The organism is Streptomyces sp. CBMA123, assembly GCF_014596465.1.
Taxonomy (GTDB): domain Bacteria; phylum Actinomycetota; class Actinomycetes; order Streptomycetales; family Streptomycetaceae; genus Kitasatospora.
In genome coordinates this window covers 1-20,467 of sequence record NZ_MECK01000064.1, presented here as the reverse complement: position 1 = coordinate 20,467, position 20,467 = coordinate 1, and the positions used below count along the sequence as shown (strand labels likewise).

Genomic DNA, 20,467 nt, shown 5'->3' with positions numbered 1-20,467 from the left:
GACACCGGGCGAGGGCGGCGGCGACCTTCGGCACGGCGGGTGCGGCGGGTGCGGCGCCGGGCGGCGCCAGGGTCACGGGGTCCGTCATGGGGTGGGCCTTCCGGTGGGCTCCCGCCCTCGGCGGGCTCCCGGTCCGGGCGCCTGGGCGGCTGCCCGGAAGTGGCGTCAGCGGGCCCGGGCGTTTACCGCCCGGGCCCCGATCCTCCCGCGCGTCCACTGCCGGTGTCCGCCCCCTCGACAGATACCTCTCACTGAGAGCTAAAATTGGGGCATGGCCACGGGAACGGCACGAGCCCCCGAAAGACGCGACGACGACACCCCCGACGCGGCCCTCGCCGACGAGTTCTCCGCCCTCCTCGTCGGCATCCAGCGCCTGCTGCGCCGCCGCCTGCGCCGCCGCCTCGAACAGCCCCGGCTGCGCGGCGCCCAGGTGGAACTGCTGCGCCTGGTCACCCACACCCCCGGCCTGCGGATCTCCGAGGCCGCCGAGGAACTGTGCCTGGCCGGCAACTCCGTCTCCACCCTGGTCAACCAGCTCGTCGCCCAGGACCTGCTGCGCCGCGAACCGGACCCCGCCGACCGCCGGGCCGCGCTGCTGTACGCGACCGAGGCCGCCGGGCAGCGGATCGAGGCCTGGCGCGCGCGGCGCCGCGCCCTGATGGGCGAGCTGGTCGCGGGCCTGCCCGAGCCGGACCGGGCCGCGCTGGCGGCCGCCCTGCCCGCCCTGCAGAAGGTCGCCGAGGGCCTGCGCGCCCTGCCCGAGGAGGAAGCGTGACGAGCCCCGAGGGAGTGCCGAGGAAGCGTGACGAGCCCCGAGGGAGTGCCGAGGAAGCGTGACGAGCCCCGAGGAGGAAGCGTGACGAGCCAGGAGCAGGCCGTGGTGTGCCAGGGCCTGGAGTACAGCTTCACCCACGGCCGCGGCAGGACCACCCGGGCCGTGGACGGCATCGACCTGACCGTGCGCACCGGCGAGGTGTTCGGCCTGCTCGGGCCCAACGGCGCGGGCAAGACCACCACGATCCGCGCGATCACCACCCTGCTGCCGGCCGGCGCCGGCATGGTGCGTGTCTTCGGCCACGACGCCGCCCGCCGCCCGATGGAGGTGCGCCGCCTGCTCGGCTACGTGCCCCAGCAGCTGTCCGCCGAGGCCGGGCTGACCGGACGCGAGAACGTCGCCCTGTTCGCCCGGGTCTTCGACGTGCCCCGCGCCGAACGCGCCCGGCGCGTCGCCCAGGCCCTGGCCGCCGTCGACCTCACCGACGCCGCCGACCGGATGGCCGCCACCTACTCCGGCGGCATGGTGCGCCGCCTCGAACTCGCCCAGGCCCTGGTCAGCGCCCCGCGTCTGCTGGTCCTGGACGAACCCACCATCGGCCTGGACCCGATCGCCCGCACCGGCGTGTGGGAGCGCGTCGACGCCGTGCGCCGGGCCACCGGCATGACCGTCCTGGTCACCACCCACTACATGGACGAGGCCGACCGCCACTGCGACCGCATCGCCCTGATGGACCGCGGCCGCATCCGCGCGCTCGGCACCCCCGCCGAACTCAAGGCCCGGGTACGGGAAGAGGGCCGGGACGAGCCCACCCTGGACGACGTGTTCCGCCACTTCGCCGGCCGCGACCTGGCCGACGCCACGGAAGGAGACTTCGGCGATGTCCGCCGTACCCGCCGCACGGCCAACCGCGTCGGCTGAACCCCCCGCCGACACCCCCGGGCCCACCCCCGACCTCGACCTGCTGCTGGTGCCCCCGCGCGCCCGCACCGGCTGGCGCCTGGTGCCCGCCCGGGTCGGCGCGATGTGCGCGGTGGAACTGCAGAAGCTGCGCCACGACCGCACCGAGCTCTACACCCGCGCCGTCCAGCCCGCCCTGTGGCTGCTGATCTTCGGCGAGACCTTCACCCGCCTCAAGGCGATACCCACCGGCGGCATCCCCTACCTCGACTACCTGGCGCCGGGCATCATCGCCCAGTCCGCGATGTTCATCGCGATCTTCTACGGCATCATGATCATCTGGGAGCGGGACTCCGGAGTCCTCACCAAACTGCTGGTCACCCCCACCCCGCGCGCCGCCCTGGTCACCGGCAAGGCCTTCGCCGCCGGCGTCAAAGCCGTCCTGCAGGCCGTCGTCGTGGTGCTGATCGCCGCCGTCCTGGGCGTCGCGATGACCTGGAACCCGCTGCGCCTGCTCGGGGTGGTGGTCGCGGTGCTGCTCGGCTCGGCGTTCTTCTCCTGCCTCTCGATGGCCATCGCCGGGATCGTGCTCACCCGCGACCGGCTGATGGGCATCGGCCAGGCGATCACCATGCCGCTGTTCTTCGGCTCCAACGCCCTCTACCCGGTCGACCTCATGCCGGGCTGGCTGCAGGCCGTCAGCAAGGCCAACCCGCTCAGCTACCAGGTCGACGCGCTGCGCGGCCTGCTCATCGGCACCCCCTCCCACCTGCCGCTGGACTTCGCCGTCCTGGCCGCCGCCACGGTGGCGGGCATCGCGGCGGCCTCCGCCCTGCTGGGACGCCTGGCCCGCTGAGACCCGCCCGGCGAACAGCGACGGCGAAAGACGACAGAAGGTGTCGGGTTCCGGCGGGACAGTGAGGGCGACCGGCCGGCGCCGCGGTGGCGCCGGCCCGGACCACGCACCGGCAAAGGACCCCCTCATGCGCGAAACCCCCGACGACCTGCGGCGCCTCCAGGCCCTCCTGGACGCCTCCCTCGCCCGCTCCACGGCGCACCTGCGCTCGATCATCAGCGGCGAGCGCGCCCTCACCGCCGGACAGCTCACCGGCGTGCTCACCGGGATGTGCACGCTCGCGCTGTCCACCGTCACGGCCACCGGCGAGCCGCGGATCAGCGGCGTGGACGGGCACTTCCTGCACGGCCGCTGGCACTTCGGCACCGCGCGCACCGCCGCCAAGGCCCGCCACCTCGCCGCCCGGCCCGCCGTCAGCGCCGCGCACCTGCGCGGGGAGGACCTGGGCGTGTTCACCCACGGCACGGTGGAGACCCTCAACCCGCACGGCGGGAAGCCGGCCGCCGACTGGCCCGAACTGCTCGCCCACTTCCGGGACTTCTACGGCGCGGACGCCTTCGACTGGGACCACGACGTCGTCTACTACCGGCTGCACCCGCACTGGATGGCCGCCTTCGCCGCCGACCCGGCCGCACTCGGCTCGGCGGCCCACCAGGCGTGAGCGCGCCGCACGCCACCGGCTGACGCACCGGCTGACGCACCGGCTGACGCACCGGCTGACGCCCACGGCCGGCGTGCGGCGACAATGGCGGCTGCCGACAGAGGGACGCGAGGAAGGAGGAGCGGGTGCGGGCTAGCCGGGCCATCGCGCTGCTGCTGCTCCTGCAGACCCGGCGCACCATGACCGCCGCCGCACTCGCGGCCGAACTGGAGGTCTCCGAACGCACCGTGCAGCGCGACATCGCCGCCCTGGCCGAGGCCGGGGTGCCGGTGTACGCGGAGCGCGGGCGCGCCGGCGGCTACCGCCTCGTCGACGGCTACCGCACCCGCCTCACCGGCCTGGAGCGCGCCGAGGCCGCCGTCCTGCACCTGGCCGGACTGCCCGGCCCGCTGCGCGAGATGGGCCTGGCCGGGCAGGCCCTGGCCGCCCGGCTCAAGGTCGCCGCCGCCCTGGGCGAGGCCCCCGCGGCCGCCGTCCAGCGCTTCCACCTCGACGCCCCGGCCTGGTTCCGCGACGCCCCCACCCCGCCGCTGCTCGCCGAGGTCTCCCGCGCCGTGTGGCAGGACCGCGTCCTGGACGCCCGCTACGCCTCCCGCGGCTCCACCCGCCGCCGGCGCCTGGAACCGTACGGCCTGGTCCTCAAGGCCGGCCAGTGGTACCTCGCGGCGCGCGGGCCCGGCGGCCGCATCGCCTCCTACCGCGTCGACCGCTTCGAGAGCGCCGAGGCGAGCGACGAACACTTCGACCGCGACCCGCAGTTCGACCTCGCCCGGTACTGGGAGGAGGCGGCCCGCGCGTTCACCCGCGCCCTGCTGCGCGAACGCGCCCTGGTACGGCTGAGCCCGCCGGCCGTCGAACACCTGGCCGTCCTGCTGGAGCCCACCGCCGCCGCCGACGCCCTCGCCACCGCCGGCCCCCCGGACGCCGACGGCTGGATCACCGTCACCCTGGCGCTGGAGACCTGGGACATCGGCTACCACGAACTCCTGCGCCTGGGCCCCGAAGCCGAAGTCCTCCAACCGCCCCACCTGCGCGCCCGCCTCGCCGAGGCCACCCGCCGCGCCGCCGCCCTCTACACCTGAGCGGCCCGCCGCCCGCCGGGCGCCCCGCACGGTCCCGCGCTGGAAGGGGGACGCGCGCAACCCGGGCCCCGGCCACCCCCCGCGGGAGGGGGCTGTGGAGGAGGGGGCCAGGCGGTGGCGGTGGCTACGGGGGAGGGGCCAGGCGGTGGCGGTGGCTACGGGGGAGGGGCCGGGCGGTGGCGGGGGATGTGAGGGAGGGCGCCGCCGCCTGCCCGCGCCTGGCCGGCGGCGGCCCCATCCCCCGGGGGCCCGGCCCGCCCACCGGCCCCCAGCCGATCGGGCGGGCGTCAGGAGGTGTGGATGCCCTGCCCGGGCGCCAGGATCCCCGCCGGGTCGAAACGCCGCTTGGCCCGCTGCACCCGCTCCCACAGCCCCCCGTAGTGCCGCGCCCAGTCCGCGCCCGTCATCCCCGGCACCGCCCCGATCAGGTACCGCTTGCCGCCCAGCTGGACCGCCCGCTCGTACAGCCGCCGGTTGCGCTCCAGCATCCCCGCGACGTCCGCGCCCGGCGCGGGGAAGGCCAGCAGGTCGAAGTGCCAGCCCACCCGCTCCCCCGGCAGCACCGCCAGCGGGGTGCGCACCCGCTCCCGCGCGTACGGGTAGAACAGCAGCAGCCCCGCCCCCAGGTCCTCGGCCGTCAGCAGCGCGGCCGCCTCCCGCATGAACACCCCCGCCGTCGACGCCGGCAGGAACAGGCTCAGCCACGGCTTGGGCAGCCCCCACAACCCGGCCGAGCGCAGGTACCCGGCGAAGGCGTCCACCCGGAACGCGTACTCCCGCCAGCCCTGCTCCACCACCCGCGTCTCGCCCACCACCGGGCTCAGCCCCGCCAGCAGCGCCTCCCGGTCCACCGCCCGCCCCGCGGCCCCGTACGCGACCAGCTCCGCCGTGTACCGCCACCGCCCGCCGTCCGCGCTGCGCACCACGTTGCCGACCTGGAGGTCGAACCGGCCCGTGGCCAGCACCCTCTGCTGGTCCACCAGGTAGGCGTCCAGGTCGTCGTAGGCCAGGGTGAACACGGTGGAGCGCTCCGGCGCCGGCACCAGCGCCAGGGTGGCCCGCACGATGATCCCCGCCTGCCCGCCGCCGCCCAGCACCGCCTCGAACAGCTCCCGGTCGCGCTCGCGCGAGGCCGTCACCAGCTCACCCGTACCGGTCACCACCTCCACCTCCCGCACCGTGTCCGTCTGCAGGCCGTAATGCTGCACCGCCGCGCCGATGCCGCCCACGCTCAGCGTCCCGCCCACCGACAGGTGCAGGTAGTCCGTCAGCACCGGCGGCACCCAGCCGATGGCCAGGCCCGCCTCCACCAGCTGCGCCCAGGTCGCGCCGGCCTCCACCACGGCCCGGCCGGGCGTGACGGAGACGACTGCGGCCAGGCCGCGGGCGTCGATCGCGATGCCGCCGCGGGGGTTGGCCTGGCCGTAGCTGGAGTGCGACTCCAGCCCGGCCGCGCCCAGCGCCGCCGCGTCCCCGCTCTGCCCGTTGACGGCAACCGGGATGCGGTGACGGGCGGCGAAGGCCACCGTCTTCTGCACGTCGCGCACCGAGGCGGGGCGCAGCACGGCGCGCGGCGCGGCGGTGACCAGGTGCCCGAAGTCGCCGGAGAACCGTTCCAGGCCCTCTCCCGCGAGCGTCACCGTGCCCTCCAGCGCGGGCAGTTCGGCGACGCCGGCGCCCGGCTCGGCGGCCCAGGCACGGGCGGCGGTGTTCCAGCCGACGACGGCGGCGCCGGCGCCGGCGATCAGGGCGCGACGGGACAGGCCTGACCTGCTCATCTCGGGGTTTCTCCGATCAGTCGTCAAATAGGGATTGTTGTACCGCAACCATCCCGCGGACGCCTACCGCACCGCATGCCCCTCCCGCCGCTGCTGTCCCCCCTGGCCCTCCCGTCCCCCTAGCCCTCCTGCGCGTTCTGCCCCTCCTGCTCGTCCTGTTCGTCCAGGCGCCGCAGTGCGCTCAGCGCGTACTCCGCGTACCGGTCCTGGTACCAGGGCCCGCCCGGGGGGATGTGCGCCGCCGCCTCCAGGGCCTCGCGCAGCAGCGCGCGCCGCGCCTCGGGCAGGTGGGCCAGGCGTGGCTGGTAACTGAGGCCCAGCAGGGCCTGGGTGAGCTTGGAGGCGTGGACGTGCGGGGTGACGGCGAACAGGATCCGGTAGACCCGCATCGCCTCCTCGCCCTCCAGTTCCCACCGGTTGCGGCTCAGCAGCCGCACCCGCGCCCACAGCACCAGGTCCTCGTGCGGGCGGGGCGTCACCGGCTCGCCTGGCCGAGCCGGCGCTCGATCTCGCGGAGTTCGGCCACGGTGTGGTCCCATATTCGGCGTTGGTGGGTGGGGGCGTCGGCCGGGATGCGGGTGCTGGCGGCCCTTGCTTCTTCCAGGAGGGCTTGCCGTGCTCCGGGTGTCCGGGTCGTCTGCGGGCTGTTCTCGCTCAGGCTCCGCAGCACGTAGGCGAGTTTGTAGGCGTGGATGTGGGGGCTGACCGTGAAGAGGATCCGGTATACCGTCAGGCCTCCTTCGCCGTCGAGGATCCGTTCGTTGTGGCTCATCAGCCGTACCCGCGCCTTCAGTACCAGGTCTGTGTGCACGCTCATCTCCGGTGTCCTCCTTCGTCGTTGTCTCTCCCGCGCCCCGTCCCCCTTCGTGCCGGCGTCAGGGCGCGACGGGCCGCGCGCCGACCGCCCGGTCGAGCGGGCGCCGGCGCGTGGGCCGTGGAGGGGGGAGTGGGGTGTCGCACGAGTGTGGGGTGTATGCGGGGGCCTGGGCAAGGCGGAGGAAGGGTGTGCTGGGTCCTACCGCAACCCTTGCCTGACCTGGCAGGATTGGGGTCGGCACCCTCCCGGGGCCGGGGCGGGAAGACCTGTTGCGCCCCCGGGGTCCCGCGTGGCGCGCCGGTCGCGGATCACGCCGGCGCGGTGCGGCGGGAGCGGGGGGCGGGCCGTGGCCACCAGCGGCAGTCGTCAACGCCCCAGCCCGCGCGCGTTCGGCTGCTGTTTCGGCTGTCGCCCGGCGCGCTGAGCGTCCCCGTCCTCCCCGCGGGCCCTTCCCTGCGCGTCCTGCCTGCGGGCCCTTCCCTGCGGGGCCTTCCGCGCGGGTCCTTTCTGCGGGTCCTGCCTGCGGGTGTTTTCTGAGGGTGCTTTCTGCGGGTCTTTCCCTGGGTGGGGAGGGATTCGGGCTGTGGGTATGGGTGTTGATGTGTCCCTGGGGGTGGGCTGGGTGTTGGGGAGGCGAAGGGTCTGTCGAGTGCCGGTTGTGGTTGTGGTGGTTCGAATCCGTCTTGGTCCGTCTCTGTCGCGGGTCCTGGGTGTCACTCCTGGGGTCCGGTAGTGCAGGGGATGGTGTGGAAGCGGAGTTGCTCTGGCGGCTTTGGGGGGTGGCCTAGTCGCCTTGTGTTGAATTGGTGTGTGGTGGTGGGTCAATTCCGGGTTACGGTGGGCATCATGACAACCGGAACCACCGCTGCCGACCGCAGTGCCGTCCTGGCTCGGGTGCCGGCGCTCCAGGCCCGTAACTCTGCTGCTTTCTGGAGTGCCACGGGCCGGGCCCGGGGGCATGAGGTGATCCGGCGCTCCGGTTTCGTCGCGGTCGACGGCGGTCGGCGTGCCGGTCTGCGGGTCCTGATCCAGGGGCCTGGCCTGGATGGGGGTGAGCTGGCCGAGCTGGGTGAGCTGGCTCGCCGGGCGGCGGGCCCGGTCAACGTCGAGGACCCGTTCGGTGCCACCGATCTGGGCCGGTTGGGTCTGCGCAGTTGGCAGATGCCGATCATGCTGCGCCTGCCGGGGCCTGTCGGTGTATCGGTGGCGGATGTGGTTCGGGTCGAGCGGCCTGAGGACCTCCAGGCGGCCGAGCGGGTGGTGATCGAGGGCTTCGAGTTGACCGGTTTCGAGCCGTATCGCCGTGGGGAGTTGTTCCCGGCGGCGTTGGTCGCGCAGCCGGGCGTGGATGTGTTCCTCGCCTGGTGTGACGGTGTGGCTGCGGGAGCGTGTGTGCGGGTGGTGCGCGAGGGTGTCGGCAGCCATTACTGGGTCGCCGCGTCGCCGGCTTTTCGTTCGCGCGGCGTGGGCCGGGCCGTCATGCTCGCTTCCCTGGCCGGTCTGGCGGACCTGCCGCTCACCCTTACCGCCTCGAAGTTGGGCCGGCCGTTGTACGAGTCGCTGGGCTACACCGCCGTGACGCCCTCGACCTGGTGGGCCTCGCGGTGAACCCCGGGAGCGCCGCCGGTTCCTCGGGGGGCCGGGTGCCGTGGCGTTAGCCTGACGGCATGTTCGTACTGGAGTTGACGTACACCGCCCCGATGGAGCGGATCGACGAGGCGCTCGCGCAGCACGTGCGGTGGCTGAAGGGCCATTACGCGGCGGGTACCTTCCTGGCCTCCGGGCGCAAGGTGCCGCGCGAGGGCGGGGTGATCCTGGCGGCCGGGCAGGACCGGGGTGCGATCGAGGCGCTGGTGGCCACCGACCCGTTCGTGCGGCTGGGGCTGGCCGAGTACCGGGTGACGGAGTTCCTGGCCACCGTCACCGCCCCCGCGCTGGAGGCCTACCGCCAGCAGCTGCCCGCCTGAGCCCGGGCCGCCCGCCCGGGCCCGGACTGCCTGGCCGGGCCCGTGTTGCCCGCTCTGGACCGGGCCGCCCGCCCGGGCCCGGACTGCCCGCCCGGGCCGCCCGCCCGCACGGGCCTGGGTTGCCTGGCCGGGCCCGTGTTGCCCGCTCTGGCCCGGGCCGCCCGCCCGGGTCGGTCCGGGCTTCGCCGTGTGCTCCGGACGGGCCCGCTCGGTTCGGGGCAGGGTCGTGTTCTGGCTACGATCGGTGAGCGCGGGGCGAGGACGTAACGCGGGTTTCGTGGATTCGGCGGGAGAAGACGGATGGCACACGTACGGGCCGGGCAGCCGGCGCAGCCGGGGGATCTGGTGGACGTGGCGCGGCTGGTGACGGCTTATTACGCGTTGCGGCCGGATCCGCAGGAGGTGGGGCAGCGGGTGGCGTTCGGGACTTCGGGGCACCGGGGTTCGTCGTTGGATGCGGCGTTCAATGAGGACCATATCGCGGCGACCACGCAGGCGATCTGTGAGTACCGGGCCGAGCGGGGTGTGGGGGGTCCGTTGTTCCTGGGTGCGGACACGCATGCGTTGTCGGAGCCGGCGAAGGCGACGGCGCTGGAGGTGCTGGCGGCCAATGGTGTGCAGGTGCTGATCGACGCGGTGGACGGTTACACGCCCACTCCGGCGGTCTCGCATGCCATCCTGGCGCACAACCGGCGCAGTCCCCGGGCGCTGGCTGACGGCATTGTGGTCACTCCTTCGCACAACCCGCCGCGTGACGGGGGCTTCAAGTACAACCCGCCCAGTGGCGGTCCGGCTGGTTCCGAGGCCACGGGCTGGGTCCAGGACCGTGCCAACGAGCTGATCCGTGAGGGCCTGCGCGGGGTGAGGAAGGTTCCGTACGCGCGGGCGTTGGCCGCGGCCACCACCGGGCGGTACGACTTCCTGGGCGGCTATGTCGAGGACCTGCCCTCGGTGCTGGACCTGGACGCGGTGCGGGCGGCGGGTCTGCGTATCGGTGCGGACCCGCTGGGCGGTGCCTCGGTGGCCTACTGGGGGCGTATCGCCGAGGCCTACCGCCTGGACCTGACCGTGGTCAACCCGGTGACCGATCCGACCTGGCGGTTCATGACGCTGGACTGGGACGGCAAGATCCGTATGGACTGTTCCTCGCCGGCGGCGATGGCCTCCCTCATCGGCCGCAAGGACGAGTACCGGATCGCCACGGGCAACGACGCCGATGCCGACCGGCACGGCATCGTCACTCCCGACGGGGGCCTGATGAACCCCAACCACTACCTGGCGGTGGCTGTCGACTACCTCTACCGTCACCGTGCCGACTGGCCCGCCGATGCCGCTGTCGGCAAGACGCTGGTCTCCTCCTCGATGCTCGACCGTGTCGCCGCGGGGCTGGGCCGCACCCTGGTGGAGGTCCCGGTCGGCTTCAAGTGGTTCGTCGACGGCCTGTTGGAGGGTTCGATCGCCTTCGGCGGGGAGGAGAGCGCCGGTGCTTCCTTCCTGCGCCGCGACGGCGGGGTGTGGACCACCGACAAGGACGGCATCCTGCTGGCCCTGCTCGCCGCCGAGATCACCGCTGTCACCGGCGCCACTCCCAGCGCCCGTTACCGTGAACTGACCGAGCGTCACGGCGCGCCCGCCTACGCCCGCGTCGACGCTCCCGCCGACCGTGAGCAGAAGGCCCGTCTGGCCCGCCTGGCCCCCGAGCAGGTCAGCGCGGGGCAGCTCGCCGGCGAGAAGATCACCGCGGTGCTCTCCCACGCCCCCGGCAACGGGGCGGCCATCGGCGGCCTGAAGGTGTGCACCGACAACGCCTGGTTCGCCGCCCGGCCCTCGGGCACGGAGGACGTGTACAAGATCTACGCGGAGTCGTTCCTGGGCGCCGGGCACCTGGGCCGGGTGCAGGAGGAGGCCCGTGCCCTGGTGGGCGAGGTCCTCGGGGTCTGAGCGGTGCGGGCCCGCGTCGGGGATGGGTTTGCGCGGCGCGGGCCCGGCCGGCGCGAACGCCCCTACCGGCCCCGGCTCGGGCGGTCAGCCCCGTACCCGAGCCGGGGCCGGAGCCTGGGGCTGGGGCTGGGGCGCGGGGAGGTGTCCCCGGCCCCGGTGCGGGCGGTCAGCCCCGTACCCGAGCCGGAGTCTGGGCTGGGGCTGTACGGGTGCTGCGGCGCTGGTCGTGGGTGGTGGCCGCGGCTGTCGCGCAGGCGGCCAGCGCCAGCACCGCCGCCGCCAGCGGGAACCACCGGGTGCCCAGCAGCGTGATGGCCGCCGAGCCCGCCACGCCGCCGGCCGCGGTGCCGAGGTAGAGGGCGCTGCTGTTGAGCGAGATCAGCAGTGGCGCGTTCGCCGGGTCGAGCGAGGCCAGCCGGTGTGGCAGCGCGACCGACACCGCCCAGCCCGCCAGCGGTACCACCGCCGCGTACGCCAGCGCCCCGGGCATGCCGCGCCCCAGCCAGGGCAGTGCCGCGAAGGCGCCGGCGGCGACGGCGGAGCCGGCCAGCAGGACGGTGCGTACCCCGATGCGGTCGACCAGGCGCCCGCCCAGCCAGCTGCCGGCCACCGACATCACGCCGGTGGTGAGCAGGATGAGGCCGAGCCGGCCGGCGTCGCCGCCGGTGGCGCCGTGGACGGCGGTGGCGAGGTAGATGTAGACGCTCTGGAAGGCGAGGAAGAAGGCGAGTGTGGTGGCGGCGGCGCCCAGCACCCGGCGCCGGCCCAGCGGGGCGAGGCGGGCGGTGAGGGTGGGGGCGGCGGCGGGGGCGGGCAGGTCGCGCAGCAGGACGGCGAGTCCGGCCAGGGCCGCCAGGCCGAGCGCGGTGACCAGCCACATCGTCAGCCGCCAGTCGGTGCGCCCGACCCAGGTGCCCAGCGGCACGCCCAGCGCGGTGGCGACGGTCATGCCGCCGAGCACGGTGGCCAGGGCCCGTCCGCGCCGTTGGGGGGCGACCAGGGTGGTGGCCACCGCGTTGGCGGTGGGGGTGTAGAGGGCGGCGCCGGCGGCGGCCAGCACCCGGGTGGCGAGCAGCAGTTCGTAGTCGGGGGCGAGGGCGCTGAGGGCGTTGGCGGCGCTGAAGACGGCGAGGGCGCTCAGCAGCAGGCGCCGGCGCGGCCAGCGGGCGGTGGCGGCGGCCAGCGGCGGGGCCAGCAGGGCGTAGCCGAGGGCGAAGACGGTGACCAGCTGGCCGGCGGCGCCCACCGACACGTCCAGGTCGGCGGAGACCGGGCCCAGGATGCCGGCCACCACCATCGAGTCGGTGCCCATGGCGAAGGTGCCGAGGGCGAGCAGGAGCAGGCGTACGGGCACGGAGAGCCCCCCGGAGTGATTGTTGGACGAACATGCAACGGTTTGATGCTCGCCAAACAATTGGGGATGGGTGGATGATTGTCAAACCATCCCGCCGCAGTCCGTCCCCCCACGGGACCCGAGGACCGGAGCCGACCCCATGACCGACGACGAACGGCTTCCCCAGCCCCCCACCGCCGACATCGACCTCGTCACCGTCCTGCACGCCCTCGGCGACCCCGTCCGCATGCGCCTGCTGCTCAGCTACGCCGACGGCGCCGAACACTCCTGCGCCCCCCGCGACCTGGGCCTGGACCACCTCCACAAGTCGACCGTCTCCCACCACATGCGCGTCCTGCGCGAAGCCGGCGTCACCACCACCCGCGTCGCCGGCCGCAACCGCTTCGTCCGCCTGCGCCGCACCGACCTGGACGCCCGCTTCCCCGGCCTGCTGGACGCCCTCCTCGCCGCCGCCCCCCTCTGAAAGCCGAGCGGCACCGCTGTCAGCGCGCGTCCTTCGCGACGGCCGCCGGGGCCGACCGGCGCGAGGAAGCCGACGGGAACGGCCGGCCGGGTCGCGCAGCAGCAGCGACCGCTCGCCCCACGGCCTCGTGGCGGGCCCGGACACCACCTCGCCGACGAAGTCCGCCGGCCCCCGTACACCCGCTCCACCTCCCCGGCCAGGAAAGCGGCGATCACACGGCGGCGGTCCGCCACCCGGGCCGGCCCCGGGGCGAACAGCGCCACGGCGGGGTCCGCCGCCCGGGCCGGCCCCGGGGCGAACAGCGCCACGGTGGCGCCACCGGCGAGCGCCAGGCCCGCCCCGCCGTCCGGAGCCCGGCGAAGTCCCCGCCGGCCCACACCGCCCGCACCCCGGCGGCCCGCTCGCAGAAGGGCGACGAGACGCGCGACATCACCGGTGGCGACGCGGAACGAGACGAAGTCCAGGGGAATCCCCCAGATCGTGCCGAACGCCCACCGACGTTCCCCCGCCCCGCAGACCAGGAGCGACAGCAGGCCAGGAGTGACAGCAGGCCAGGGGCGACGGCAGGCCGGGAGTGACAGCAGGCCAGGGGCGACGGCAGGCCGGGAGTGACAGCAGGCCAGGGGCGACAGAGGACAGAACCGGCCCCCTGGCGGACGTAGGTTGGTCCCCGTGCCCCGACCCACCGCCCGCGTGCTGACCCTCCTGGAACTGCTGCAGTCCGGCGGCACCCGCACCGTCGCCGAACTCGCCGACCGCCTCGGCGTCCAGGACCGCACCGTACGGCGCTACGTGCAACGGCTCGCCGAACTGGACATCCCCGTGGAATCGGTACGCGGCCGCTACGGCGGCTACCGCCTCGCCCCCGGCTACCGCCTGCCCCCGCTCATGCTCGACGACGACGAGGCCCTGGCCGTGCTCCTCGCCCTGCTCACCGCCCGCCGCACCACACCGACGACCGCCCAGCGCACCGCCAACGAGACCGCGACGGCGAAGATCCGGCGCGTCCTGCCCCGCCACCTCGCCCACCGGCTCGACACCCTCCAGGACTCCCTCACCTTCACCGGCCACCCCGCACCCGACGAACCCCCCACCCCCGACACCGCCCTGCTCCTCACCCTCGCCGACGCGGTACGCCACCGCCGCCCGCTCGCCATCCGCTACACCGACCGCGACGGCCGGCCCAGCGAACGCACCCTGCACGCCCACGGCATCGTCGCCCACGGCGGCCGCTGGTACGTCACCGGCAAGGACACCCGCGCCGACCAGGACCGCACCCTGCGGCTCGACCGCGTCACCGATGCCAGGACCCTGCCCGGCACCTTCGACGAACCCGCCGGCCCCGACCCCGCCCAGCGCGTGCTGACGGGCTTCGCCACCGCCGACTACCGCCACCACGTCACCCTGCGCATCCAGGCGAGCGCCGAACACGTCCGCGCCCACCTGCCCGCCACCGTCGCCCGGTTGCACGAACTCGAACCCGCCACAGGCCCCGACGGGACGGACGGCACGGACGGGACGGACGGGACGGGCGGGACGGGCGGGACGGGCGGGGGCTGGCTGCGCGTCGACCTGCGGGCACAACGCCTCGACTGGCTGCCCCCGCTCCTGGCCGCACTCGACCGGCCGTTCACCATCGAACGCCCCGACGAACTGCGCGGCCTCGTCACCGCCCTCGCCGACCGCCTCGCCGCCGGCGCCCGCACGGGCGACGCGTAGGGTCCGTACCGCAGCACACCGCAGCACACCGCAGCACACCGCAGCACAGCGCAGGGACCACCGGGAAGGACGGCTCATGCCGATCAGGGGCGTGCTCTTCGACGTCGACGACACCTTGTTCGACTACACGGGCTCCGAGCAGACGGGCATCCTCGCCCACCTGCGGGACGTCGGCCTGCTCGAGCGCTTCCCCACCCCGCAGGCCGCACTCACCCTGTGGCGCGACGTCATGGAGTACCAGTACGCCCGCTACCTCGCCCGCGAACTCACCCTGCAAGGCCAGCAGTACGCCCGCACCCGCCAGTTCCTCGCCGAACTCGGCCAGGACGGCGCCGAAGACCTCACCGACGAACAGGCCGCCGCCTGGTTCGCCGGCTACGCCGCCCACCGCGACGCCGCCTGGAACGCCTTCCCCGACGCCGAACCGACCCTCCTCGCACTCGCCCCCCACTACCGCCTCGGCGTCGTCTCCAACTCCGACACCGACCACCAACGCCGCAAACTGCGCGCCATCGGCCTGCTCGACCACCTCGGCGACGCCATCGTCTGCTCCGACCAGCACGGCGAAGCCAAACCCGCCGCCGGCATCTTCCACGCCGGCTGCGCCGCCCTGGGCCTGCCCCCGCACGAAGTCGCCTACGTCGGCGACAAGTACACCCACGACGCCGAAGGCGCCCGCGACGCCGGCCTCCACGCCTTCTGGCTCGACCGCGCCGCCACCGCCACCCCGGCCGGCGAGGGCATCCACGTCCTCCACACCCTCACCACCCTCCCTCAGGCCCTCACCACCCTCCCTCAGGCCCTCACCCCCTGACCCCGCCCCGGCTGCCGTCAGGCCCGCCCCCTGGCCCCGGCCCGCCCCCCCACCCCGGCTGCCACCTCACTCACCGCCAGATCCCTTCCCGGCCCCGCCACCGGCCGCCACCTGACTCACCGCCGGCCCGGCCCTGGCCCGACCCTGGCCCCCTCCCGTTCACCGCCGGCCCCACTGCCGGCCCCGCTCCCGGCCGCCGCCCGTCGTTCCACCCTCACCACCCCCGGCCGTCACCAGACCCGCCCCCGACCCCACCCCCGCCGCCGGTCGCTGCCGGGCCCACCGTCGGCCCGCTCCCACCCCTCGACGCGGCGCCTGCGCTCCGGCGGTGCCCCATCCGCCCCCTGTCCCGCCCTCGGGCGTCACCTGACCCACCGCCGGCCCGCGCACGACCCCGGCCGTCGTCCCACCCCCACCCCCATCCCGGTTCCTGCCCCTGCCCCGGCCCCGCCCTTGCCCGCCCATCCGCTCCCGGGCTGATCTTCGGCTGCCGCCAGTGCACCTCCGCCCCGCCCCCCACCAGGCCGGCGCCCACGAGTACGCCGGGGGGCGGTGCGCCCCCCCGCAGAAGCCGGCCGTCCCAGCCGGGAGGCCCGTGCGCCGGAAGTCGGCCTCGCCGGCTTCTCGTGCGGGGGAGGGGCCGGGCGGGGCGTGGGGGAAGTGGTTGGTTCGCCGGTGTCCTGTTCGCGGGAGGGCTCGCTCGCGTTGCTCTGTGTCGGAAGTCGGTCGCGCCGGCTTCTCGTGCGGGCGTGGTTGCCCTGGGCGTGCGGGAGTTGTCCGGCCCGCAGCGCTGTTCCCGGTGGGCCCGCTTGCGCTGGCCCGTGCGCCGGAAGTCGACGAGGCCGGCTTCTCGTGTGGGGGAGGGGCCGGGCGGGGCGTGGGGGAAGTGGTTGGTTCGCCGGTGTCCTGTTCGCGGGAGGGCTCGCTCGGGCTGCTCTGTGTCGGAAGTCGGTCGCGCCGGCTTCTCGTGCGGGCGTGGTTGCCCTGGGCGTGCGGGAGTTGTCCGGCCGCAGCGCTGTTCCCGGTGGGCCCGCTTGCGCTGGCCTGTGCGCCGGAAGCCGGCCTCGCCGGCTCCCGGCGCGGGGGCGCCGGCCCAGGGGGCGCAGTGGTGTCCTGGCCGCAGGCGTTTCGTTGGCCCATGGGCGCCGGAAGCCGGCCGGTCCGACGTCCTGCGCGGGGGTGGTGTCGGCCTGTCATGGGCGGGAGTTGGCCGGCAGTCCCGTGCGGGGCACGTCGGGCCGGCCGACTTCTGGTGCGGGGGAGGGGCCGGCCCGGGGCGCGTGGGCAGCGGCCGGTTCGCCAAGGGTTGTCCCGTAGCCGGTCGTTGGCAGCACGAGAGTGGCCGGCCGGGATCGCGTCCCAGGTTCCCTTCGGGGAGGCGCTGACCTCGGTGCACCCCTGCGACCGCACGACACGCCAGCGGGTAGCAGGTGCCTCCTCCCGATCACGTGCGGACGTCCCGACCTGGGGAGATGCGCAGGGCCCCTGTTATTGTGCGCCGATGTCAACGATCAGACAGTTCCAAGTGACCTTCGACTGCGCGGAGCCGGCGCGCCTCGCCGCCTTCTGGTGTGAGGTGCTGGGGTACGTCGTGCCGACGGTCCCGGAGGGCTTTGCCACGTGGGGGGAGTACCACCGCTCGCTGCCGCCCGAGGACGAGATCTACTTCGCGTGTACCGATCCCTCGGGGGTGGCCCCGCGCCTGCTCTTCCAGCGAGTTCCCGAGGGCAAGGCCGTCAAGAACCGGGTGCATCTTGATGTGCGGGTCGGCACAGGGCTCGTGGGTGACGAGCGCCTGGCCACCCTCGAGGCCGAATGCGCACGGCTGATGGCGCTCGGCGCGACACACGTGCTGACGCAGCGCGCCGACGGCGTCAACGAGTCGTGCATCACGATGCAGGACATCGAGGGCAACGAGTTCTGCCTCGCCTGATTCTCCTCCGGGGCCGCGAGGCGGGGGCAGTCTCCCGGGGGGCCTCTCGGGAGACTGCCTACGGCGGGAGTCATTGCGGGAGGGCGAGGTTGCGCAGGCGGGCAACGCCGTGCGTCGCGTGGCGCACACCGTCGCCTCCCGGGCGGCAGTCGCGCAGGATCTTCCGGGTCTTCGTCCGGGCGAAGGCGTGCTCGACGCGGGCGCGAACCCGTCTGTGGTCGTGGTGGTGTTCGGCCTGGCAGTGGGTCAGTTCGCCGTCTCGGGGGCGGCGGTGCGCGATGACGAGGCCGGTTCCGGGGCAGCCGCCGTCGGCGATCGTGGCTGTCCGGCCGACGGCGGCCCTGGCCCCGGATTCCTCCCCTGCCCTGCAGTCGCTGCGGTGGCAAACGCCTGCGCCGGCCACGGCCGGAGATCATCCCACGGCAAGATCACTTACGGGACAGCCCTCAGGGGACCCGCGCACGCTGCCCAGCGGAGGAAGCCGGCCGGTGCGACTTCTCACGTAGGGGATGTGGTTGGCCTGGGGCGGACGGGAGTCGCCAGGGCCGGCCGCAAGGCCCGTGCACGGGAAGTCGGCCGCTCCCACGTCCGGTACGGGCCCGGTGGCCTTGAGCACGCGGGCAGTTGCCGGTTCGCCGAGGCCCTGGCCGCCAGGGTCCTGCCCACCTCGCCGCGCGCGGGAAGTCGGCCCTGCCCGCGTTCCCGCGCGAGGTGCGGGTGCCCTGAGCGTGCGGGGAGTCGCCCGGCCCGCGGAGCCGCTCGTGCACGGGAAGTCGGCCGGTGCGACGTCCGGTGCGGGGGAGGAGTCGGCCCGGCGGGGCGGTGCGCGGCCCGCCCGCCCGCGCCCGGGGCCCGCTGCCTACGCCGGCGGGGTGTCCGCGCCGAGGAGGGCGCGGCAGGCGGGGGTCAGGCCGGTGACCGTGACCGGGACGGGCGGGCCCTGCCAGTGCTCGCGGGACAGCCGCAGGCGCCGGGACTCCACGACCCGGCCGTCCAGGGCGTCGCGGCTGATGCCGTCGGGCCGGTAGCCGAGCTTGCGGGAGACCGCGAGCGAGGAGTGGTTGTCACTGAAGGACACCGACGTCGCCGAGGCCGCGCCCAGCTCCGCGAAGGCCAGGTGGAGCATCGCGGCGCGCATCTCGGTGCCGAAGCCCCGCCCCTGGCACTCCAGGCCGACCCACGAACCGGAGGCGATCTCCCGCCGTACGGCGAACTCCCGGGCCCGCATGTCCTGCACCCCCACCGGACGCCCCCGGTGGAAGGCCACCAGGTCCAGCGCCCAGTGCTGCGCCGTCCAGCGCCCCAGCCGCCGCCAGTGCATCTGCAGGACGTGCCGGGCCCGTTCGGCGGGCGGCAGTTCGCCCCACGGGGTGAGGAAGGGGCGTACGGCCGGCGGGTGGACGCCGCGCGCGGCGAGGTCCGCGACCTCGGCGAGCTCGGCCTCGGCGGGCAGCCGCAGCTCCAGCCGGGGCGTGGTCAGGCGCAGGCCCTTCAGCGGCCAGTGGTCGGTGATCACCGGGACAGTGTGCCCAAGCCGCGCGCCGCCCGCACCGTGGTTTCCCGCTCCGGCCGACCACGCTCCCGCCCCGCCCGACCACGGTCCCGCCTCGCCCCCCGCGTACGGCCCGCCGACCACGGTCCCGCCTCGCCCCCGCGTACGGTCCCGCCTCGCCCCTCCCCCCGCGTACGGCCCCGCCGGCCACGGTCCCGCCGAGTACGGCCCCGCCCGGCCGGGCCCGCGACTAGGGTGGGGGTGCACCCTATGAGGAGGAAGTGGCCATGTCCGACCGGGAGTTCGTCAGCGTCCCCGCCCTGATCCTGCGGGCCCTCGCCGCCCGCCCGGACCGGCGCGCCGTCACCACCGCCGACCGGGTCGAGGTCACCGCCGGCGACTTCGCGGCCGCCACCTACCGTCTCGCCCACGAGCTGCTCGCCCGTGGCATCACCCGCGGCTCGACCGTCACCCTGCTGACCGGCAACACCCCCGAGGCCCTCAGCGCCCGCTACGCCGCCGGCCTGGCCGGCGCCCGGGTGGTCAACCTGTACGACGGGATGAGCGCCCCGGTCCTGGCCCGGATCGTCGCCAGCGTGGACACCACCGTGCTCCTCGTGGACGCCGAACGCTACGCCGACGCCCCCGAGTTGCTGCCGCTGCTCCGGGTCCCCGCCGTCCTCACCCTCGGCCCCGGGCCGCACACCGTCGGCGAGGACGTGATCGCCGCCTCCGCGATCCGCCCCGCCGGGGAACCCGACGTCCGGATCGGCCCCGACGACGACCTCGGCATCCGCCACACCGGCGGCACCACCGGCATCCCCAAGGGCATCCTCAGCCTCCACGGCCCCTACCGCCGCGCCTTCGACGTCCCCTTCGGCGACCGGCGCCCCGACGGCGAGGAGCCCCGCTTCCTCGCCGCCACCTCCCTCGCCCACCTCGCCGGCGTGCTCGCCGACCTGACGCTCCACGCGGGTGGATCGGTCGTCCTCCAGCGCGCCTTCGAGCCCGGCGAGGTCCTCGCCGCGATCGCACGCGAACGCATCACCGACCTGTGGGTGCTGCCCCCGCTGCTCTACCGGCTCCTCGACCACCCGGACCTCGCCCGCACCGACCTGTCCAGCCTGCGCTGCCTCTCCTACGGCGGCTGCGCCTCCTCCCCGGCCCGCATCCGCGAGGCCCTCAAGGCCTTCGGGCCGGTCCTGGTCAGCGGCTACGGCATGTCGGAGGCGCAGAACATCGCGATCCTCGGCCCCCACGAGCACGACCGCACCGGTCACGACGGCCGGCTGCCGGTCGGCCGCCCGCTGCCCGGCATCGAGGTGCAGATCCGCGCCGCCGACGGCACCATCCTGCCGGCCGGCGAGCAGGGCGAGGTCCACGTCCGCTCAGCGACGATCATGGCCGGCTACTGGAAGCGGCCCGACCTCACCGCCCAGGTCCTGCGCGACGGCTGGCTGGACACCGGTGACATCGGCTACCTCGACGCCGACGGCTACCTCTACCTGGCCGACCGTCTCAAGGACCTCATCGTCGTCGTCGGCGGCCACGTCTACCCGACCGAGGTCGAGGAACTCCTCCTCACCCACCCCGCCATCGCCCAGTGCGCCGTCTACGGGGTGCAGGACGACCAGGAGGCCGAGCACGTCCACGCCGCCGTCGTCCCCGCCGCCGGGCAGCAGCCGACCCTGGAGGAGGTCCGCGCCTTCGTCACCGCCGCCAGGGGCCGCATCTACGCCCCCGAAGCCCTCCACCTCCTCGACGCGATCCCGCTCACCGCCGTCGGCAAGCCCGACAAGAAGCGCCTGCGCGAGGCCGCCACGGCCGGCTGACCCCGCCCCAGCCCCCCGTCCGGCCGGCCGGGCGGAAACCGCCACGGCCGGCCGGCCGCCGTGACCGGCAGGCCGCTGCCGCG

Annotated in this window: 18 protein-coding genes and 1 pseudogene; 13 read left to right on the top strand and 6 right to left on the bottom strand. The window is 74.9% G+C overall.

Annotation, left to right across the window (positions count from 1 at the left end; translation table 11 throughout):
• Positions 1 to 271 precede the first annotated feature (271 nt).
• The 5 genes from BG452_RS10300 (at position 272) to BG452_RS10280 (ending at position 4,274) form a co-directional block, all read left to right on the top strand.
• Positions 272 to 775: a MarR family winged helix-turn-helix transcriptional regulator gene (locus tag BG452_RS10300; RefSeq protein ID WP_188303928.1), complete on the top strand. Its 504-nt coding sequence runs from the start codon at positions 272 to 274 to the stop codon at positions 773 to 775.
• Positions 776 to 856: 81 nt separating this feature from the next.
• Positions 857 to 1,696: an ATP-binding cassette domain-containing protein gene (locus tag BG452_RS10295; RefSeq protein WP_188303927.1), complete on the top strand. Its 840-nt coding sequence runs from the start codon at positions 857 to 859 to the stop codon at positions 1,694 to 1,696.
• Positions 1,656 to 2,531 carry an ABC transporter permease gene (locus tag BG452_RS10290; RefSeq protein WP_188303926.1) on the top strand — a complete coding sequence of 292 codons (876 nt, stop codon included), beginning with the start codon at positions 1,656 to 1,658 and terminating at the stop codon, positions 2,529 to 2,531. Before BG452_RS10295 ends, BG452_RS10290 begins: the two co-directional genes overlap by 41 nt.
• A gap of 127 nt (positions 2,532 to 2,658) precedes the next feature.
• Entirely contained in the window at positions 2,659 to 3,192 is a 534-nt protein-coding gene (locus BG452_RS10285; RefSeq protein WP_188303925.1) for a pyridoxamine 5'-phosphate oxidase family protein, read from the top strand.
• A 125-nt stretch (positions 3,193 to 3,317) separates the two neighbouring features.
• A complete protein-coding gene (locus BG452_RS10280; protein ID WP_188303924.1) occupies positions 3,318 to 4,274 on the top strand; it encodes a helix-turn-helix transcriptional regulator in 957 nt (318 codons plus the stop codon).
• A 287-nt stretch (positions 4,275 to 4,561) separates the two neighbouring features.
• On the opposite strand, the gene BG452_RS10275 is transcribed toward BG452_RS10280, so the two are convergent.
• The 3 genes from BG452_RS10275 to BG452_RS10265 all read right to left on the bottom strand — a co-directional run bounded on the left by BG452_RS10275 (position 4,562) and on the right by BG452_RS10265 (position 6,869).
• The gene (locus BG452_RS10275) at positions 4,562 to 6,052 is read right to left on the bottom strand and encodes an FAD-binding protein (RefSeq protein WP_188303923.1); all 1,491 of its coding nucleotides are present in this window, start codon (positions 6,050 to 6,052) and stop codon (positions 4,562 to 4,564) included.
• 119 nt (positions 6,053 to 6,171) lie between these two features.
• Positions 6,172 to 6,531 (bottom strand): hypothetical protein, encoded by a 360-nt coding sequence (locus BG452_RS10270; protein WP_188303922.1) that lies wholly within the window; start codon positions 6,529 to 6,531, stop codon positions 6,172 to 6,174.
• On the bottom strand, positions 6,528 to 6,869 hold the full coding sequence (locus BG452_RS10265; RefSeq protein ID WP_188303921.1) for a hypothetical protein: 342 nt from the start codon (positions 6,867 to 6,869) through the stop codon (positions 6,528 to 6,530). The genes BG452_RS10270 and BG452_RS10265 overlap by 4 nt, the downstream gene beginning before the upstream one ends.
• Before the next feature lie 846 nt (positions 6,870 to 7,715).
• Here BG452_RS10265 and BG452_RS10260 point away from each other — a divergent pair.
• The 3 genes from BG452_RS10260 to pgm all read left to right on the top strand — a co-directional run bounded on the left by BG452_RS10260 (position 7,716) and on the right by pgm (position 10,777).
• Positions 7,716 to 8,477, top strand: coding sequence for a GNAT family N-acetyltransferase (locus BG452_RS10260; RefSeq protein WP_188303920.1), 762 nt, complete (start codon positions 7,716 to 7,718; stop codon positions 8,475 to 8,477).
• Between the two features lie 59 nt (positions 8,478 to 8,536).
• Positions 8,537 to 8,836: a YciI family protein gene (locus tag BG452_RS10255; RefSeq protein ID WP_188303919.1), complete on the top strand. Its 300-nt coding sequence runs from the start codon at positions 8,537 to 8,539 to the stop codon at positions 8,834 to 8,836.
• Positions 8,837 to 9,136: 300 nt separating this feature from the next.
• On the top strand, positions 9,137 to 10,777 hold the full coding sequence (gene pgm / locus BG452_RS10250) for a phosphoglucomutase (alpha-D-glucose-1,6-bisphosphate-dependent) (protein ID WP_188303918.1): 1,641 nt from the start codon (positions 9,137 to 9,139) through the stop codon (positions 10,775 to 10,777).
• Positions 10,778 to 10,943: 166 nt separating this feature from the next.
• Here pgm and BG452_RS10245 read toward each other — a convergent pair whose 3' ends face one another.
• Positions 10,944 to 12,131 carry an MFS transporter gene (locus BG452_RS10245; RefSeq protein ID WP_188303917.1) on the bottom strand — a complete coding sequence of 396 codons (1,188 nt, stop codon included), beginning with the start codon at positions 12,129 to 12,131 and terminating at the stop codon, positions 10,944 to 10,946.
• 139 nt (positions 12,132 to 12,270) lie between these two features.
• On the opposite strand from BG452_RS10245, the gene BG452_RS10240 reads away from it, so the two are divergent.
• The 4 genes from BG452_RS10240 to BG452_RS10225 all read left to right on the top strand — a co-directional run bounded on the left by BG452_RS10240 (position 12,271) and on the right by BG452_RS10225 (position 17,060).
• Complete coding sequence (locus tag BG452_RS10240) at positions 12,271 to 12,594, top strand: ArsR/SmtB family transcription factor (RefSeq protein WP_188303916.1); 324 nt, start codon at positions 12,271 to 12,273, stop codon at positions 12,592 to 12,594.
• Positions 12,595 to 13,266: 672 nt separating this feature from the next.
• On the top strand, positions 13,267 to 14,313 hold the full coding sequence (locus tag BG452_RS10235) for a helix-turn-helix transcriptional regulator (protein ID WP_188303915.1): 1,047 nt from the start codon (positions 13,267 to 13,269) through the stop codon (positions 14,311 to 14,313).
• Between the two features lie 76 nt (positions 14,314 to 14,389).
• Complete coding sequence (locus tag BG452_RS10230) at positions 14,390 to 15,127, top strand: HAD family hydrolase (RefSeq protein WP_188303914.1); 738 nt, start codon at positions 14,390 to 14,392, stop codon at positions 15,125 to 15,127.
• 1,501 nt (positions 15,128 to 16,628) lie between these two features.
• Positions 16,629 to 17,060: a VOC family protein gene (locus BG452_RS10225; protein WP_188303913.1), complete on the top strand. Its 432-nt coding sequence runs from the start codon at positions 16,629 to 16,631 to the stop codon at positions 17,058 to 17,060.
• 70 nt (positions 17,061 to 17,130) lie between these two features.
• On the opposite strand, the pseudogene BG452_RS45465 reads toward BG452_RS10225, so the two are convergent.
• Both BG452_RS45465 and BG452_RS10220 read right to left on the bottom strand, forming a co-directional pair.
• Positions 17,131 to 17,442: pseudogene (locus tag BG452_RS45465) on the bottom strand (IS5/IS1182 family transposase); the annotation flags it as partial.
• A gap of 477 nt (positions 17,443 to 17,919) precedes the next feature.
• A complete protein-coding gene (locus BG452_RS10220; RefSeq protein WP_188303912.1) occupies positions 17,920 to 18,576 on the bottom strand; it encodes a GNAT family N-acetyltransferase in 657 nt (218 codons plus the stop codon).
• Positions 18,577 to 18,839: 263 nt separating this feature from the next.
• Here BG452_RS10220 and BG452_RS10215 point away from each other — a divergent pair, with 263 nt between their 5' ends.
• Positions 18,840 to 20,384, top strand: a complete 1,545-nt coding sequence (locus BG452_RS10215; protein ID WP_188303911.1) for an AMP-binding protein — start codon at positions 18,840 to 18,842, stop codon at positions 20,382 to 20,384.
• Positions 20,385 to 20,467: the final 83 nt, after the last annotated feature.